We start from the raw sequence: 17,540 nt of genomic DNA on the forward strand, positions 1-17,540 counted from the left end.
AGGGGACACATGAACAGTCTCGACTGGGTCGTGCTCATCGGCTACTTCGGCGTGATGATCGCGATCGGTATCTGGTCCCACAAGCGTGTGGACAACGTCAGCGACTTCTTCACGGCCGGCGGCAAGATGCCGTGGTGGCTGTCGGGCATCTCGCACCACATGTCCGGCTACAGCGCGGTGATGTTCACCGGTTACGCCGGTATCGCGTACCAGTACGGCGTCACGTCCTTCGTGACCTGGTCGCTGCCGATCGCCATCGGCATCGGCATCGGCTCCCAGCTCTTCGCGCCCCGGCTCAACCGGCTGCGCTCGCGGCTGCATGTCGCGTCCCCGCTCGAATATCTGAAGAACCGCTACAACATCCCGACCCAGCAGGCGCTCGCCTGGTCCGGTCTGCTGCTGAAGATCGTGGACGTCGGCGCCAAGTGGGCGGCCATCGCCACCCTGCTCTCCGTCTTCACCGGCATCTCGATCACCCAGGGCATCTTCATCACCGGCTGCATCACCGCCGTCTACTGCACGGTCGGCGGTCTGTGGGCCGACGCGCTCACGGAGCTGGGGCAGTTCGTCATCCAGCTCTTCGCCGGTGTCGCGATGCTCGTCACGGCGATGGCCGAGCTGGACGGCGTCAGCACCCTGTGGACGGTCTGGGACAAGCTGCCCGAGGGCCACACGGACCCGACGGCCGGTCCGTACACCGTGACCTTCCTGCTCGCGTACCTCTTCATCAAGACCTTCGAGTACAACGGCGGCATGTGGAACCAGGCCCAGCGCTACATGGCCACGGAGTCCCCCGCCGCCGCGAAGCGTTCGGCCCGGCTCTCCGCGGTGCTGTGGCTGGTCTGGCCCACCGTCCTGTTCTTCCCGATGTGGTGCGCCCCGCTGCTGGTCCAGGCGCAGAAGCCGGACGCGTCCGACAGCTACGCCCTGATGACCGAGCAGCTGCTGCCGCACGGTCTGCTGGGCCTGGTCGTCGTCGGCTTCTTCTCGCACACGATGGCCATGTGCTCCTCGGACGCCAACGCCATCGCGGCGGTCTTCACCCGGGACATCGCCCCCGTCCTCTCCAAGGCGGCACGCACCTGGGGCAGCCGGGCGGGGCTGCTGGCGGCGCGGCTGTCCACGCTCGGCTTCCTCGGTCTGTCGATGGCGCTGGCCACCCAGATCAACTCGCCGACGTTCAAGGACATCATCTCCGTCGTCATCAAGTGGGTGGCCGGTCTGATGGGTCCGATCGCGATCCCGTTCATGCTGGGCCTGCTGCGCAGGTTCCGTAAGTCGGGTCCGACGGCGGCGCTCGTCAGCTGGGCGGCGGGTCTGCTGGCGTTCTACTTCACCAACTACAACTTCGACGGTTCGGTGAAGACGGACGTCGCGCTGCAGTACCAGGTGGCGCTGCCGCTGGCGATCTCGCTGATCCTCTACATCGTGATCGGCTTCATCAAGCCGGAGGACACCCCGGAGCGCGACGCGATCATCGAGCAGATCAACACGGACGGCGACGGCGGCTCGGATGCCGGGGCGATGGTTCCGGCCCAGGCCGGTTCCGGGGATGCCGCGGTCGCGGAGGGCCTGAAGGACTGACATCCGCGGTTGTAGAGGGTGTTTACGGCGAGGGGCGGGGTACGGACGCGGCGGCATCCGTACCCCGCCCCTCCCTGCTCACTGCCCGCCGCGCGGGTAGCGGGTCAGCCAGCCCGGCGCCGCGGCCGACGGGCCGTGCAGGGCGGGGCCCTGGGTCATCTCCATCGCGAAGTCGTCGGCGAGTTCCAGGAGGGTCGCCCGGCCCTCAAGTTCGGCGAGCCAGGCCGGCGGCAGCGCGGTCTCGCCGTGCAGTGTGCCGAGCAGCGCCCCGCACAGCGCTCCGGTGGCCGCGGAGGGCCCGCCGTGGTTGACGGCCAGCCGCAGACCGTGCCGTACGTCCTCGCCGACCAGGGCGCAGTACACGGCGACGGCGAGCACCTCCTCGGCGGCGTCCGTGGCGCCCAGCGACTCGATCAGGGCCGGTCCCGGAATGCCCTGGCGTACGGTGCCGAGGGCCTGCATCAGCGCCCCGGTCACCGGTTCGTGCCCCGGGCGCTCCACGAGCAGGGCCAGGGCGTGCTGGACGGAGCCGTCCAGGGTCTCGCCGCGGGCCAGCCCGTGCACCATGACGGCGAGGGCGCCCGCGGAGAGCAGGGCGGCGGGGTGGCCGTGGGTCTGGGAGGCGCACTCGACGGCCAGTTGCAGGACGAGCTGGGGCTCCCATCCGACGAGCAGCCCGAACGGCGCGGACCGGGTGAGGGCCGACGAGTCGCGCGCGGTGGGGTTCTTGGGCTTGTCGAGGGTGCCCATCGTGGCGTCCCCGAACCCCGTCAGACACTCCCGGGTGGGGGCGCGGCGGGCGTAGAGCCACTCCTGCCGGGCGAGCCAGCCGTCATCCGTGCGGCGCTCGTCGGGCCCCCAGTCGCGCTGGGTGGCCGCCCACCGCAGATGGGCCCGGTGCACATCGGTGGGCGGGTGCCAGGCACCGGTGTCGCGGCGGACCTGGGCGCGGATCAGTCCGTCGACGGTGAACAGATTGAGCTGGGTGACGGCGGTGACGGCGCCGCGTCCGCCGTGCGCGGGCACGAAGTCGGTGACGGCGTCGGTGCCGTGGGCCGCCCGGATCTCTTCGAGCGTGAGCCCGTCGACCCCCGCCCCGAGCGCGTCACCGATGGCCCCGCCCAGCAGAGCACCACGCACCCGGCTGCGGAAGTCCTGCTGCTCGGCACGGCCCCAGACAGCTGTGGTCCCCGTACTCACCGCGCCCCTCCCCGTCGACCCGTCCGCCCGCCCGCCTCCGACTGCGCAGCACTGTAATCGAACGGCAACGGACGGCTGAGGGGGCGAAATCGGGTAAGCGGGGGTATGTGGACGGACGTCCCGCAGGTCGTTTTTGACCGGTCGGACCCCATGCCGGTCCGTTCAGCCCGGCAGCACCGGCAGCAGCTCCGGAAGGTGGCCGTCGGATGCGGCGGCCGCCGCGATCCGCTCCTCGGGGACCTCTCCGTACAGGGTCGTACGCGGCTTCGCCGGGCGGCCCGCGAGCTCGGCGATCGCGACGAGGTCCTGGACGGAGCGGTACGAACCGTAACCGGAGCCCGCCATACGGGAGATGGTCTCCTCCATCAGCGTGCCGCCCAGGTCGTTGGCGCCCGAGCGCAGCATCTGCGCCGCGCCCTCCGTGCCGAGCTTGACCCAGCTGGTCTGGATGTTGGTGATGTGCGGGTGGAGCAGCAGCCGGGCCATGGCGGTGACGGCGCGGTTGTCGCGGTCGGTCGGGCCGGGGCGGGCGATGCCTGCCAGATAGACCGGGGCGTTGGTGTGGATGAAGGGGAGGGTGACGAACTCCGTGAAGCCGCCCGTCTCCTGCTGGAGGCCGGCCAGGGTCCTGAGGTGGCCGAGCCAGTGCCGGGGCTGGTCGACATGGCCGTACATCATCGTCGACGAGGAGCGCAGGCCCACCTCGTGGGCGGTCCTGATGACCTCCAGCCAGGTCGCCGTGGGCAGCTTGCCCTTGGTGAGGACCCAGCGGACCTCGTCGTCCAGGATCTCGGCCGCCGTGCCGGGGATCGAGCCGAGTCCGGCCTCCTTCGCGGCGGTCAGCCAGTCGCGGATGGACATGCCGGTGCGGGTCGCGCCGTTGACGACCTCCATCGGCGAGAAGGCGTGGACGTGCATGCCGGGGACGCGTTCCTTCACCGCCCGCGCGATGTCGAAGTACGCGGTGCCGGGCAGGTCCGGGTGGATGCCGCCCTGCATGCAGACCTCGACCGCGCCGACGTCCCACGCCTGCGCGGCGCGGTCGGCGACCTGTGCCACGGACAGGGTGTACGCGTCGGCGTCGGTGCGCCGCTGGGCGAAGGCGCAGAAGCGGCAGCCGGTGTAGCAGACGTTGGTGAAGTTGATGTTCCTGGTGACGATGTAGGTGACGTCGTCACCGACCACGTCACGGCGCAGGGTGTCCGCGATCCGGCACAGTTCGTCGAGCGCGGGGCCGTCCGCGTGGAGCAGGGCGAGGGCCTGGTCGTCGGTGAGCCTCGTCGGGTCGTCGGCAGCCCGGCTCAGTGCCTGGCGCACGTCGGCGTCGATGCGGGAGGGGACCATGCCGGGGGTGGCCGCCTCGCGCAGGGCCTCCCAGTCCCCGTACACCTCGTCGAAGTCCTCGCGGCGGTCACCGGTGCGGCCCTCGGTGTCGATGGTGTGGTGCAGGTCGGTGCGGCCGGTGGCGCCGAACTCCTCGTCGGGCTCCTGCCAGGGCAGACCGGCGGGGATCGCGCCCTCCTTCGCGAGGCCCGTCTCCGGGTCGGCGAGGGCGCGGACGTGCGGGAGGAGGCGGGGGTCGAGCCAGGGCTCGCCGCGCCGGATGAACTCCGGGTAGATGGTGAGGCGTTCGCGGAGCGTGAAGCCCGACTCGGCCGTCCTTGCGGCCAGTTCGTCGATGTGGGGCCATGGGCGTTCGGGGTTCACATGGTCGGGCGTCAGCGGGGAGACGCCGCCCCAGTCGTCGATGCCCGCGCCGATGAGCAGCGCGTACTCGGCGTCGACGAGGTTCGGCGGGGCCTGGATGCGGGCGGACGGGCCGAGGATGTGCCGGGCGACGGCGATGGCCGCGGCCAGCTCCTCCAGCTCGGCGTCCGGCATGCCGCGCATCGCCGTGTCCGGCTTGGCGCGGAAGTTCTGGACGATGACTTCCTGGATGCCGTGGTAGGCGCGGGCCGTCTTGCGCAGTTCGAAGAGGGAGTCGGCGCGCTCCTCGTACGATTCGCCGATCCCGATCAGGATGCCGGTCGTGAACGGGACGTTGGAGCGGCCCGCGTCTTCGAGGACGCGCAGGCGTACGGCGGGTTCCTTGTCCGGGGAGCCATGGTGCGGGCCGCCCGGCTCGGACCACAGACGGGTGGCCGTCGTCTCCAGCATCATGCCCATGGACGGGGCGACGGGCTTGAGGCGCTGGAGGTCGGTCCAGGTCAGCACGCCGGGGTTGAGATGCGGAAGGAGTCCGGTCTCTTCGAGTACCCGGATCGCCATGGCGCGTACGTACGCGAGGGTGTCGTCGTACCCCTCGGCCTCCAGCCACTCCCGCGCCTCGGGCCAGCGGTCCTCGGGCCGGTCGCCGAGGGTGAACAGCGCTTCCTTGCAGCCCATGGCCGCGCCCTTGCGGGCGATGTCCAGCACCTCGTCGGGCGACAGGAACATCCCGTGGCCGGCGCGCCTGAGCTTGCCGGGGACGGTGACGAAGGTGCAGTAGTGGCACTTGTCGCGGCAGAGCCGGGTCAGCGGGATGAAGACCTTGCGGGAGTACGTGATGACCCCCGGCCGGCCGGCGGCTTCGAGGCCGGCGTCGCGCACCCGGGCGGCCGAGGCGGCGAGATCCGTCAGGTCGTCACCTCGCGCCCGGAGCAGAACGGCGGCCTCGGTCACATCGAGAGCGACACCGTCGCGGGCCCGCTTGAGGGCGCGCCGCATGGAGTTGGTGGTCGGACGTCCGCGCTGAGGATCGGTCATGGACCGAGCATACGAGCGGCGCGCGCGACCCGGACCGGCGACTCCGGGGCAGCGGCGGGGCGCCTGGGCCGCAGGACCCGGCGCAGGCGACCTGCCTCATCCGCCCGTCCGGCGTTCGAGGACAGGACCCCGTCACCCGCGCGCCCTGCGTGACGTCACACGCGGGGCGTCGGCCATTCCTGGGTGTCCGCCCAGGCCGCGTACGAAGTCCAGGGGACATCGGGGAACTGCGCGCGCAGCGCCTCCAGGTCCACCTGGTATCCCGTGCCCTCCAGGAAGTTGTACATCGCGAACATGTCGGGACTGACCGTGCGCAGATCCTCCAGCGATGTCTGCCGGAACGCCACCGTGCCGCCCGCTGCCCGTCCGATCTCCGCGGCCATCCGGACCGGTGTGGGATCGTCGCCCGCCACCTCGATCCGCTGCCCGATCCACCGGTCCGGATCGGCCACGACCGCGGCCACGACCCGGCCGAGGTCCTGCCGTGCCACCTGCTGGAGCGGGGTGTCGCCGGAGAGCGGCATGGTGAGGATGCCCGCGGCGACCTCGTCCAGCGCGCCCAGCGCGTTGTCGTAGAAGTAGCTCGGCGCCACCACCGTCGCCGGGAGTCCGGAGGCGGCGAGCAGTTCCTCGGTCCTGGCCTTGGTCTCGAAGTGCGGGATGCCGGTGCCGCGGTCCGCACTGGCGACGGAGGCCAGCACCAGATGCGGCAGGGCGGCCGCCTCGGCGGCCCGTACGATCGCCGCGCCCTGGGCGACCTCGGCGTCCAGACCGTCCTGGAACGGCGTGGTGACGGCGTACGCGGCCGTCGTGCCCCGGAACGCCTCGGCGAGCGAGTCCGCGTCGAACAGATCCCCGGGGACGACCTCCGCCCCGGCCGACACCAGCGCCCTGGCCCGCCCGCTGCCGGGATCACGCACCACGGCGCGCACGGCACGCCCCGCCTCAAGAAGGGCGGCGGCCACCGCGCCGCCCTGGCCGCCGGTCGCGCCGAGTACCGCGATGGACATGGGTTCTCCCTGGTCGGGGGGCAATGGGTCCATCCTGCCCCAGCGGCGGCCCGACCTGCCACCGCGAGTACACGGGGAGCCCCCGGGAAGCCCCCGAAGGCCGCGCGGGCCGATGGATCGCACCTCCTGTCGGTCCGCCCGAGCGGGGTCTCTACCCTGTGGTGATCACTGCTGGGCCGATGGGACAGGTGGGTGAAGGAACGTCATGACGAGTGCTCCGGCATTGGAAGAGCTGCGTGAGGTCTGCCAGCCGAACGCGAAGCTTGCGAGCCGTAACGGAGAGCACTGGGCGGGCCGCATGTACATGCGGCGGATCTCCCTGCGGACCACCCGGCAGCTCGTGCGTACCCGGGTGACGCCCGATGCCCTGACCTGGACGATGGTGGTGTGCGGCGTGGCGTCCGGCTTCGCACTCCTCATACCCGGCCTGACAGGGGCCGTGCTCGCGGCGGTGCTCTTCCAGCTGTTCCTGCTCTTCGACTGCGTGGACGGCGAAGTGGCCCGCTGGCGGGGGCAGAACAGCGCGACGGGCATCTATGTCGACCGGCTGGGCGCCTACTTGGCCGACGCCGCGCTCATGATCGGGGCGGGGTTCCGGGCGGCGCACGGCTCCTCGGACCTCTGGGTGTCGGTGGGGCTCGCCGCGGCACTCGGAGTCGTCCTGCTGAAGGCGTCCACCGACCTCGTGGACGTCGCACGCCACCGCCGCGGTCTGCCGGTCGCCGACGACGAGGCGACCCGGCCCCGCTCGGAGGGGCTCGCCTCGGCCCGCCGTCTGGCCTCGGCCTTCAAGATCCACCGGATCACCAACGGCATCGAGGCATCCCTCGTCCTGCTGGTGGTCGCCGTGGTCGACCTGTTCGTCGGCGGCATCGGGGCGACCCAGGCGACGGTGCTGGCGATCGCGGCCATCACGTGGGTCATGGTCGTGGCGCACCTGGCCTCGATCCTGTCCTCCTCGCGCCTTCGCTGACCGGCGGCCGCCCGGCGCCTTCGGCGCCTTTGCCGCGGCTACTTCGCAAGCCAGGACCGCCACGTGGACTCATGCCCGTCGAGCCACTTCTTCGCCGCCTCGGCCGGCGACAGTTTCCGGTCGGCGATGAGCAGGGAGACCTCGTTCTGGTCCTCGGTCGTCCACTCGAAGTTCTTCAGGAAGGCGGCGGCCTCGCCGCCGCTCTTCGAGAAGTCCGCGTTGAGGTACTTCTGCAGCGGCGTATTCGGATAGGCGCAGGCCACCTTCTCCGGGTCGGCGTCGCAGCCCTCCTTGTACGCGGGCAGCTTCACCTCCGTCATCGGCACCTTCTTGAACAGCCACTGCGGCTGGTACCAGTACGTCAGGAACGGCTTCTGGGCCTTGGCGAACTGCTTGATCTGGGTGATCTGCGCGGCCTCGGAACCGGAGAAGACGACCTGGTAGTCCAGCTTCAGGTTGCCGACCAGGGCCTTGTCGTTCGTGACGTACGACGGGGAGCCGTCCAGCAACTGCCCCTTGCCGCCGCTCTCCGCGGTGCGCAGCTGTGACGCGTACTTGTTGAGGTTCTTCCAGTCGGTGACGTCCGGGTGCCGCTTCGCGAAGTACGTCGGGACGAACCAGCCGATGTGTCCGGTGACGCCGAGGTCGCCGCCGTTCACGATCGTCCTCTTGTCCTTGACGTAGCGCTGCTCCTGGTCGGGGTGGCCCCAGTCCTCCATGATCGCGTCGACGCGGCCCTGGCTGAGCGCGTCCCAGGCCGGGACCTCGTCGACCTGCACGGTGTCGACGCGGTAGCCGAGCTCGTGCTTGAGCAGATACTCCGCGACGGCGACATTGGCCTGCGCGCCGACCCAGGACTGGACGGACAGGGTCACCGTCTTCGCGCCCCGGGCATTGGCGTACGGCGACGACTGCTCGGTCATGTCGGCGGCGCCGCAACCGGTCGTCACCAGGAGGGTGCCCGCGGCCGCGAGCCCCATGGTCATCCTGCGTGCGCGCATGTCACGCTCCCTTCTTCGTACGGCGCCCGGTCGGCTGGGTGACCCGGTCGAGCATGAGACCCAGACACACGATCGCCGCGCCGCCCACGAGCCCGGTCGCCAGGTCGCCCTGTGCGAGGCCGAGGACGACCTCGTATCCGAGCGCACCACCGCCCACCAGACCGCCGATGATCACGACGGCGAGGACGAGGACGACCCCCTGGTTGACGGCGAGCAGCAGAGCGGGGCGGGCCAGCGGCAGCTGGACCTGACGCAGTTGCTGACCGCTGGTCGCCCCCATCGACCGCGCGGACTCCAGCGCGGCTCCGTCCACCTGGCGAAGGCCCTGCGTCGTGATGCGGATGACGGCCGGGAGTGCGTAGACGACCGCGGCGGCGACCGCCGGTGCGCGGCCTACGCCGAAGAGCGCGACCACCGGGATCAGATACACGAACTGCGGCATCGTCTGGAAGACGTCGAGCACGGGGCGGAGCAGCCGTTCGAGCCGCTCGCTGCGCGCCGCCGCGATCCCGGCCGCGAAGCCGACGACCAGCGTCACGGCGACGGCGGCGAGTACCTGCGACAGCGTGTCGAGCGACGGCTTCCATACGCCGAGGACACCGGTCGCGGCCATGGCGAGTACGGCGGTCAGCGCGGTCCGCCACGTGCCGATCAGCCAGGCGAGCGCGGCGACGACGAGGAGCACGGACCACCAGGGCAGCCCCTGCAGGCCGTCGCGCACCGGGTCGAGGACCCAGGTGGTGAAGTGACCGGCCCAGTCGGCCGTTCCGCCGATGTAGGGGACGCCGGAGTAGAGGTGGTCGGTCATCCAGCCGACGGCCTCGTTGACCGGGTCCGCGATGTCCGCGCTCCAGGAGCCGGGCCAGTCGAGCCGGCCGGCGAAGCGGGCAACGAGGGCGACAGCGGCCGCGAGGACGGCGGCGGCCCCCCAGCCGTGCAGGCCGTGCAGACGGCGGCCGTCGGGCTCGGCGGCGCCGAGGCGCTCCCCCGCCGCACCCGTCGTACGGTCCAGGATCACGGCGAGCAGCACGATCGGGATGCCGGCCGCGAGGGCCGCGCCGACGTCCACGGAGGCCAGCGCCTGGTACACGCGGTCACCGAGACCGCCCGCGCCGATCACCGACGCGATGACGGCCATCGAGAGCGCCATCATGATCGTCTGGTTGAGCCCGAGGAGGAGCTCCTTACGGGCGAGCGGGAGCCGGGCCGTCAGCAGCCGCTGCCTCGCGGTCGCACCGATCGAGGCGACGGCTTCCATGACGCCTCCGTCGGCGCCGCGCAGACCGAGTGCGGTCAGGCGGGCCATCGGCGGGGCGGCGTAGACGACGGTCGCGAGGACGGCCGCGGGGACACCGATGCCGAACACGAGGACGACCGGCAGCAGATACGCGAAGGCCGGCAGCACCTGCATGGTGTCCAGGACGGGACGCAGCGCCCGGTACGTACGGTCGGACAGCCCGGCCGCCAGCCCGAGGACCACGCCGAGCACGACCGAGACGAGGACGGTGACGACCATCAGCGCCAGGGTCTGCATGGTCGGCACCCACATGCCGAGCCAGCCGCAGGCGAGGAACGCGACGACGGCCGCCGCCGCGAGCCGCAGGCCCGCGACACGCCAGGCCACGAGCCCGGCCGCGGCAGTGACACCGGCCCAGCCTGCGGCGAGCAGCACCAGGTAAACGGCGCGCACGCAGACGACGACGGCGTTGCTGATGTGGCCGAAGAAGTGGAGGAACAGCGGGTGGCTGTCCCGGTTGTCGATGATCCAGTCGCTGGTTCTGCCGAGCGGCTCGGACAGGTCGACGGTGAGTGCGTCAGGCCAGCTCCCGCTCGCCCACTTGGCGTGGAGGACCGGCACGAGGACGGATGCCACCACGGCCAGCAGCAGGAGCTTGCCCAGGGCGTGATTGCGCAGGAGGGCGGCAAGGCGCGGGGTGGTGCCCGCCGCGGGGGCGGTACCGACGGCAGCCATCAGGCCACCTCCTCACCCGGCGACACCGCGGGCGCGGGTACATCGCCCGCGCCGGAGCCGGCATCAGCAGAAACACCACCGTCGGAGCCCGAACCGGAATCAGCCGCCGAACCGAACTCCGCCCCCGCCACCACCCTCAGCAGCCGCGCATGGTCCACGACCCCCAGGCACCGGCCCTCGTCCATCACCCGAGCCGCGAACCCGGTCCTGGCGACCGCCTCGATCGCCTCCGACACGGTCGCGCCGGCCGCGACGGCGGGACCGCGCCCCGCCTCGTCGGCGCCTGCGGGCCGCATCGCCCGGCGCACGGTCATGACCTGCTCGCGCGGCACGTCCCGTACGAACTCGCGTACGTAGTCGTCGGCGGGCGAGCCCACGATCTCCTCGGACGTGCCCAGCTGCACGATCCGGCCGTCGCGCATGAGCGCGATCCGGTCGCCGAGCCGCAGCGCCTCGTTCAGGTCGTGCGTGATGAAGACCATGGTCCGGCCCTCCTCGCGGTGGAGCCGGATGACCTCCTCCTGCATATCGCGCCGGATCAGCGGGTCCAGTGCGCTGAACGGCTCGTCGAACAGCAGCACTTCGGGGTCGACCGCGAGGGCACGCGCGAGTCCGACGCGCTGCTGCTGACCACCGGACAGCTGCCCGGGACGCCGCTGTTCAAGCCCTTCCAGGCCCACCTTGGCGACGACCTCCGCCGCCCTGGCGCGCCGCTCGGCGCGCCCCACGCCCTGGATTTCGAGCCCGTACGCGACGTTGTCGAGCACGGACCGGTGCGGCAGCAGTCCGAAGTGCTGGAAGACCATGGCGGCACGGTGGCGCCGCAGTCGGCGAAGCCGCCCCTTGTCCATGCCGAGGACGTCCTCGCCGTCGATGGAAATGTCTCCGGAGGTCGGCTCGATGAGGCGGGTCAGACAGCGTACGAGGGTGGACTTGCCGGAGCCGGAGAGGCCCATGACGACGAAGACCTCGCCCCTGCGCACATCGAAACCGACATCGCGCACGGCGGCGGTGCACCCGGTGCGGGTGCGCAGCTCGGCGGCGCCCAGAGCGGCGAGCTCCGGGTCGCCCGGCACGCGGTCGGCCTTCGGCCCGAAGACCTTCCACAGGTTGCGCACCGAGAACACGGGCGGACTCATCTGCGCGTCCGCCTCGACCGTCACCTCTGCGTCCGTACTCATCACGCCTCACCGCCCAGCAGCTCGGCACATTTCTCCCCGACCATGAGCACCCCGATCATCGGGTTCACCGCCGGCATCGTCGGGAAGACGGACGCGTCGGCGATGCGGATCGCTTCGAGTCCCCGAATCCTCAGCTCCGGGTCGACGACAGCGAGTTCGTCACCCTTCGCACCCATGCGACAGGTACCCGCGGGGTGGTACACGGTGTGTGCGGCCTTCCGTGCGTACTCGCCGAGCTCTTCGTCGCCCACGACATCGGGCCCCGGGCACACCTCGCGCCCGAGCCAGCCGGCGAGCGGTTCAGTCCTCGCGATCTCGCGGGCGATCCTGATGCCGTCGACCAGGGTCCGCCCGTCGTAGTCGTCCTCGTCCGTGAAGTAGCGGAAGTCGAGGGCTGGCTTCTCCTCCGGGTCGGCGCTGGTCAGGAAGAGGCGGCCGCGGCTGCGCGGCTTGGGGATGTTCGGCGTCATCGACACCCCGTGCTCGGGCTTCTCGTAGCCGAGGCGCTCCGGGTTGTCGGTGAACGGGATCTGGTAGAAGTGGAACATCAGGTCCGGCCCGCTCGCCCCGGGGTCGCGCTGCACGAAGAGACCCGCGTCGCTGTCCATGGCGGAGTTGTCGGGGATCGGCCCGTCCGTCTCCCACACGATCACGGACTCGGGGTGGTCGAGCAGGTTCTCGCCGACGCCGGGCAGGTCGTGCACGACGGGAATCCCGAGCTCCTCCAGGTCGGCCCTGGGGCCGATGCCGGAGTGCAGGAGCAGCCGGGGCGTGTCGACGGCGCCCGCACACACGACGACCTCGCGCCGCGCGACGACGAGCGACTCGCTTCCGTCCTTCGTCCGTACGCGGACTCCACGCGCGCGCGGGCCGTCCAGCTCCAGCCTGTACGCCCATGTCTCCAGCAGGAGAGTCAGGTTGGGCCGGTCGCCCGCCTCCATGTGGGGGTGCAGATACGCGACCGAGGCGGAGGAGCGCTTGTTGTTCTCCGGGTGGTACGCGAGGTCGAAGAAGCCGACGCCGTCCTTGAAGGGGGCCTTGTTGAACCCGTCGACGCGCGGCACGCCGGTCGCGGTCCGCGCGGCTTCCACGAAGTCCCGGGCGATGGCGTTCCGGTCCTTCTCGTCGACCGGCACGATGTTGTTGCGCAGCCTGCCGAAGTACGGGTCCATCGCCTTGTGGTCCCAGCCCTCGGCGCCGGCCGCGGCCCACTCGTCCCAGTCGCCCGGCAGCGGCTTGAACGAGATGAGCGTGTTGTGCGACGAGCATCCTCCGAGCACCTTGGCGCGGCTGTGCAGGATGTGCGAGTTGCCGCGCGGCTGTTCGGTGGTCGTGTAGCCGTAGTCGAGTTCGCCGCCGAGGAGGCCGAGCCAGCGGCGCAGGGTCAGGACGTCGTCCCGGTCGATGTCGCTCGGCCCGCCCTCGATGACGGCGACGGTGACGTCGGGGTTCTCGGTCAGCCGGGACGCGATGACGGACCCGGCGGTGCCGCCGCCGACGATGACGTAGTCGTACGCGTTTTCGTGCACGCTCTCGTATTCGGACATGCGTTGACTCCAAGGTTCTGCGCGTGATGAGCCGGTCGTACGGGGCGGGGGCGCGGGCGCGCTCAGCCCGCGAACCACCGCACCGGCTTCGGCGCCAGGTTCTGGTACACGTGCTTGGTCTCCCGGTACTCGGCGAGCCCTGCCGGGCCCAGCTCGCGTCCGATCCCGCTCTTCCCGAAGCCGCCCCACTCCGCCTGCGGGAGATAGGGGTGGAAGTCGTTGATCCATACGGTGCCGTGGCGCAGCCGCCCTGCGACGCGCCGGGCGCGTCCCGCGTCGGCGGTCCAGACGGCGCCGGCGAGGCCGTACTCGGTGTCGTTGGCGAGGGCGACGGCCTCGTCCTCGGTCCGGAACGTCTCGACGGTCAGGACGGGCCCGAAGACCTCCTCACGCACGACCCGCATCTCGCGGTGGCACCGGTCGAGAACGGTCGGCTCGTAGAAGTACCCGGTGGCGGGGCGCACTTCATTCGGCTCGGGCCGCTTGCCGCCGGAGCGCAGGACGGCGCCCTCGGCGAGCGCGGAGGCGACGTACGCCTCGGTCTTCTCGCGCTGCTGCGCGGAGACGAGGGGACCGCACTCCACTCCGTCCCCGTCGCCGCGGCCGAGCCTGATCTTCCGGGCGCGCCGGGCGAGTTCGGCGACGAAGCGTTCGCGCACGGACTCCTCGATGATGAGCCGGGACCCGGCGGAGCAGACCTGCCCGCTGTGTATGAAGGCGGCGTTGAGTGCCTGGTCGACGGCGGTGTCGAACCCGGCCTCGGTCCCGCACGAGTCCGCGAACACGACATTCGGGTTCTTCCCGCCCAGTTCGAGGGCGAGCTTCTTCACGTCGGCGGCCGCGGCCCGCGCGACCTTCGTGCCGCTGACGAGCCCGCCGGTGAAGGAGACGAGATCGACGTCCGGGTGCTCGGCGAGGCGCGCGCCGACGGAATGGCCGGGCCCGGTCACGATATTGGCGACACCAGCGGGAAGCCCCGCCTCTTCGAGGAGCTCGATGAGGACCACGGTCGTCAGCGGCGTGATCTCGCTCGGCTTGACGACAAAGGTGTTGCCCGCGGCGAGGGCCGGGGCGACCTTCCAACTCGCCTGGAGGAGCGGGTAGTTCCATGGCGTGATGAGGGAGCAGACCCCCACGGGCTCGTGCACGACGACGCTGTGGATCTCGTCGGACCCGGCGTCGACGACGCGCCCGCCGCCCTCGCCCACGACCAGGTCGGCGAAGTACCGGAAGGAATCGGCGACGCAGTCGACATCGATGCGCCCCTCCTCCACGGTCTTGCCCGCGTCGCGGCTTTCGAGCCGGCCGATCTTCTCCCGGTCGCGTACGAGGAGATCGGCGACGCGGCGCAGTAGCGCGGCGCGCTCGGCGACGGGCGTCCCGGGCCATGGCCCTTCGTCGAAGGCGCGGCGCGCGGCGGCGACCGCGGCGTCCACGTCTTCTGCACCGCCCTCGGCGATCAGCGCGAACGGTTGGGCATCCGCGGGGTCGAGAATTTCGCGCGTGGCTCCGGAGGCGGCGCGGCGCCACTTTCCGTCCACGTAAATGCTCTGCTGTTCAGACACGTCCCGTTTTGCCTTCCGTTCCCGGTCAGTCCCCCGAGCGCCGCCGGATCTCCCTTTTTCCAAAGAGCCCGCGACGTCGAAAGCCCCTGCCCTGGGGCGCGGAAAGCATGCACAATCCGTGGCCGGAAGTGCTCTGGGTCACCATGCGTACGGGCAATAGGCCCGAAACGCCCCCCTACGGGTACGAATACGGAGTGCGGTTACAGATACTCCGCGTACGCGTCCAGCACCCGCAGCACTTCCGGCTCCCCCGCCGGGGGCAGCTGGAGGACGACCTCCTCGATGCCCAGGTCCGCGTAGTGCGCCAGCTTCCCCGGGCTCGGGAGCACCGCGTACAGGACCACCTGGAGCTGCTTCGGGTCTCGGCCCGCCGACTCCCAGGTCTCGCGGAGCTTCGGTACGGACTCCGTCAGGCCCCGGCCACCGATCGGGAGCCAGCCGTCCGCGTACTGGGCGATGTGCGCGAACAGCTTCGGGCCCGCCGCGCCACCGATCAGGGTGCGGGGGCCGTTCACCGGGCCGCGGGGCTTCTGGACCGGCTTCGGGTGCGCGTGGCTGGCGCGGACCGAGCCGAACTCGCCGTCGTACGCCGTCGGTTCCTCCGACCACAGAGCGCGCATCAGGGCCATCCGGTCGCGGCCGAGCTCCCGGCGCGTCGACCAGTTCACGCCGTGGTCCGCGGCTTCCTCGACGTTCCAGCCGAAGCCCAGGCCCAGCGTGAAGCGGCCGCCGGAGAGATGGTCGAGGGTGGCGATCTGCTTCGCCAGGTCGATCGGGTCGTGCTGGGCGATGAGGGTGATGCCGGTGCCGAGGGCGAGGCGTTCGGTGACCGCGGCGGCCTGGGCGAGGGCGACGAAGGGGTCGAGGGTGCGGCCGTACTCGGGCGGGAGTTCGCCGCCCGCCGGGTAGGGGGTGTCCCTGCTCACCGGGATGTGGGTGTGCTCGGGCAGGTAGAGCCCGGCGAACCCGCGCTGTTCGAGCTCGTGGGCGAGCCGCAGCGGCGTGATCGTCTCATCGGTGAGGAAGATCGTTGTGGCGATCCGCATGTAGAGGACACCTCCGTCGTGGTCCGGTGAGGGCCCCAAGGTATGCCGTGCGGTGCGGAAAGCCGAGTGCCCGGACGCGCGGTTGTCCGGGCCCCGGTCGTGCCGCCCGCCGTTTCCCCGGAGTTCACGGCCCCCGGCCAGGGTCGGGTATGTCACCTCTCACCAGTCACCACACCCCGGGGAGCCATTCGTATGTCCGCATCGCAATCCGCCCACGGCCACCCGATGGCCAGGCGCGGCCTTCTCGTCGGGACGGCCGCCACCGCTCTAACGTTGGGCACTGTGAGCTTCGCCGACGCCGCGACCGGGGACGGCGCCCCGGACCGGACCACGACCGTGCGCGGCACTCTGCCGACCGGGTCGCCCGACTATGTGTACCTGCCGGTCGAAGTGCCGCGCGGGGTAAGGGAGATAGCCGTCTCGTACACGTACGAGAAGACGCCCGTCCCGGCCGGGACGCAGGGCAACGCCCTCGACATCGGCATCTTCGACGAGCGCGGCACGGAGCTGGGCGGGCGCGGGTTCCGGGGCTGGTCCGGCGGGGCGCGCACCGGCTTCTTCATCCGCGCGGACGAGGCGACGCCCGGCTACATCGCGGGTCCGGTACGGGCCGGGACCTGGAACATCGCCCTCGGGCCGTACACCGTCGCCCCGGAGGGACTCCCGTACGAGGTGACGATCACCCTGCGCTTCGGGCCCACCGGGTCCACGCCGAAGCCGGTGTATCCGCCGGAACGCGCGAAGGGGCGCGGGCGCGCCTGGTACCGCGGGGACTGCCACCTGCACTCCGTCCACTCCGACGGCAGGCGCACCCCGGCGGAGATCGCCGCCGCCGCACGCGCGGCCGGGCTCGACTTCATCAACAGCAGTGAGCACAACACGTACTCCGCGCACGGCGCGTGGGGCGGGCTGTGGGGCGACGATCTGCTCGTCCTGACGGGCGAGGAGGTCACCACCCGCAACGGGCATGTGATCGCGCTCGCCACCGACCCGGGCACGTTCGTCGACTGGCGCTACCGGGCCCGTGACAACCGCTTCGGGCACTACGCGAAGGCGGTGCGCCGGGCCGGTGGCCTGGTCGTGCCCGCGCATCCGCACGCCACCTGCATCGGCTGCCACTGGAAGTTCGGCTTCGGCGAGGCGGATGCGGTGGAGGTGTGGAACGGGGCGTACACCCCGGAGGACGAGATCGCCCTGGCCGAGTGGGACAACTCCCTTGTGGCCGCGGTCCGTACGTCGAAGCCGTGGGTTCCGGCGATGGGCAACAGCGACGCGCACCGGGAGCCGGACAAGGTGGGGCTCCCGCAGACCGTCGTCCTCGCCGAGGAGCTGTCGCGCGAGGCCATCACGGACGGAATCCGGGCCGGGCACTCGTACATCGCCGAGTCCCGCGACATCACCCTGTCCTTCGGCGCCTCGGGCGGGCGCGGCCGGCACGCGGGGATCGGTGAGCGGCTGCGGGTGGACGGGGACGACGCCCCGGTCACCGTACGGCTGGAGGTGACCGGGGCTCCGGGCTGCACCGCGCACTTCGTCACCGACCAGGGCACGCTGTTCACGGCCACGCTGCCGGAGTCGGGAACGGGGACGGTGCAGTGGCGTACGACGCCGGTCTACGCCGCCTACGTACGGGCCGAGGTCCGCCACCCGGCGACGGTGCCGGGCCTGCCGGGCGCGCTGGCGGCGCTCACCAATCCGGTGTTCCTGGAGGGCTGA

The 17,540-nt window shown here is 71.4% G+C and carries 12 protein-coding genes; 3 read left to right on the forward strand and 9 right to left on the reverse strand.

What is annotated here, in order from left to right; genetic code table 11:
- Positions 1-9: 9 nt before the first annotated feature.
- Complete coding sequence (locus OG507_RS17005) at positions 10-1,584, forward strand: sodium:solute symporter family protein (protein ID WP_327368036.1); 1,575 nt, start codon at positions 10-12, stop codon at positions 1,582-1,584.
- Between the two features lie 78 nt (positions 1,585-1,662).
- Here the strand turns inward: OG507_RS17005 and OG507_RS17010 are convergent, their stop codons facing one another.
- The 3 genes from OG507_RS17010 to OG507_RS17020 all read right to left on the reverse strand — a co-directional run bounded on the left by OG507_RS17010 (position 1,663) and on the right by OG507_RS17020 (position 6,539).
- On the reverse strand, positions 1,663-2,784 hold the full coding sequence (locus OG507_RS17010) for an ADP-ribosylglycohydrolase family protein (protein ID WP_327368037.1): 1,122 nt from the start codon (positions 2,782-2,784) through the stop codon (positions 1,663-1,665).
- Between the two features lie 162 nt (positions 2,785-2,946).
- Positions 2,947-5,529, reverse strand: coding sequence for a bifunctional FO biosynthesis protein CofGH (locus OG507_RS17015; protein ID WP_327368038.1), 2,583 nt, complete (start codon positions 5,527-5,529; stop codon positions 2,947-2,949).
- Between the two features lie 155 nt (positions 5,530-5,684).
- Positions 5,685-6,539, reverse strand: a complete 855-nt coding sequence (locus tag OG507_RS17020; RefSeq protein ID WP_327368039.1) for an NmrA family NAD(P)-binding protein — start codon at positions 6,537-6,539, stop codon at positions 5,685-5,687.
- A gap of 205 nt (positions 6,540-6,744) precedes the next feature.
- On the opposite strand from OG507_RS17020, the gene OG507_RS17025 reads away from it, so the two are divergent.
- A complete protein-coding gene (locus OG507_RS17025) occupies positions 6,745-7,512 on the forward strand; it encodes a CDP-alcohol phosphatidyltransferase family protein (RefSeq protein WP_327368040.1) in 768 nt (255 codons plus the stop codon).
- 38 nt (positions 7,513-7,550) lie between these two features.
- Here OG507_RS17025 and OG507_RS17030 read toward each other — a convergent pair whose 3' ends face one another.
- The 6 genes from OG507_RS17030 to OG507_RS17055 all read right to left on the reverse strand — a co-directional run bounded on the left by OG507_RS17030 (position 7,551) and on the right by OG507_RS17055 (position 15,824).
- Positions 7,551-8,513 (reverse strand): ABC transporter substrate-binding protein, encoded by a 963-nt coding sequence (locus OG507_RS17030; protein WP_327368041.1) that lies wholly within the window; start codon positions 8,511-8,513, stop codon positions 7,551-7,553.
- Between the two features lies 1 nt (position 8,514).
- A complete protein-coding gene (locus OG507_RS17035) occupies positions 8,515-10,485 on the reverse strand; it encodes an ABC transporter permease (RefSeq protein ID WP_327368042.1) in 1,971 nt (656 codons plus the stop codon).
- Positions 10,485-11,666, reverse strand: coding sequence for a quaternary amine ABC transporter ATP-binding protein (locus OG507_RS17040; RefSeq protein WP_327368043.1), 1,182 nt, complete (start codon positions 11,664-11,666; stop codon positions 10,485-10,487). Before OG507_RS17040 ends, OG507_RS17035 begins: the two co-directional genes overlap by 1 nt.
- Entirely contained in the window at positions 11,666-13,213 is a 1,548-nt protein-coding gene (locus OG507_RS17045) for a GMC family oxidoreductase (RefSeq protein WP_327368044.1), read from the reverse strand. Before OG507_RS17045 ends, OG507_RS17040 begins: the two co-directional genes overlap by 1 nt.
- 62 nt (positions 13,214-13,275) lie before the next feature.
- Entirely contained in the window at positions 13,276-14,778 is a 1,503-nt protein-coding gene (locus OG507_RS17050; protein WP_327368045.1) for an aldehyde dehydrogenase family protein, read from the reverse strand.
- Positions 14,779-14,978: 200 nt separating this feature from the next.
- A complete protein-coding gene (locus OG507_RS17055) occupies positions 14,979-15,824 on the reverse strand; it encodes an LLM class F420-dependent oxidoreductase (protein ID WP_327368046.1) in 846 nt (281 codons plus the stop codon).
- 225 nt (positions 15,825-16,049) lie between these two features.
- Here OG507_RS17055 and OG507_RS17060 point away from each other — a divergent pair, with 225 nt between their 5' ends.
- The gene (locus OG507_RS17060; RefSeq protein WP_442811103.1) at positions 16,050-17,540 is read left to right on the forward strand and encodes a CehA/McbA family metallohydrolase; all 1,491 of its coding nucleotides are present in this window, start codon (positions 16,050-16,052) and stop codon (positions 17,538-17,540) included.

It is taken from the genome of Streptomyces sp. NBC_01217, assembly GCF_035994185.1.
Taxonomy (GTDB): domain Bacteria; phylum Actinomycetota; class Actinomycetes; order Streptomycetales; family Streptomycetaceae; genus Streptomyces.

Bases quoted from the DNA above. Each gene is read 5' to 3' on its own strand.
- OG507_RS17005 (WP_327368036.1), top strand. From the start codon at position 10: ATGAACAGTCTCGACTGGGTCGTGCTCATCGGCTACTTCGGCGTGATG.
- OG507_RS17015 (WP_327368038.1), bottom strand. From the start codon at position 5,529: ATGACCGATCCTCAGCGCGGACGTCCGACCACCAACTCCATGCGGCGC.
- OG507_RS17020 (WP_327368039.1), bottom strand. From the start codon at position 6,539: ATGTCCATCGCGGTACTCGGCGCGACCGGCGGCCAGGGCGGCGCGGTG.
- OG507_RS17025 (WP_327368040.1), top strand. From the start codon at position 6,745: ATGACGAGTGCTCCGGCATTGGAAGAGCTGCGTGAGGTCTGCCAGCCG.
- OG507_RS17030 (WP_327368041.1), bottom strand. From the start codon at position 8,513: ATGCGCGCACGCAGGATGACCATGGGGCTCGCGGCCGCGGGCACCCTC.
- OG507_RS17035 (WP_327368042.1), bottom strand. From the start codon at position 10,485: ATGGCTGCCGTCGGTACCGCCCCCGCGGCGGGCACCACCCCGCGCCTT.
- OG507_RS17040 (WP_327368043.1), bottom strand. From the start codon at position 11,666: ATGAGTACGGACGCAGAGGTGACGGTCGAGGCGGACGCGCAGATGAGT.
- OG507_RS17045 (WP_327368044.1), bottom strand. From the start codon at position 13,213: ATGTCCGAATACGAGAGCGTGCACGAAAACGCGTACGACTACGTCATC.
- OG507_RS17055 (WP_327368046.1), bottom strand. From the start codon at position 15,824: ATGCGGATCGCCACAACGATCTTCCTCACCGATGAGACGATCACGCCG.
- OG507_RS17060 (WP_442811103.1), top strand. From the start codon at position 16,050: ATGGCCAGGCGCGGCCTTCTCGTCGGGACGGCCGCCACCGCTCTAACG.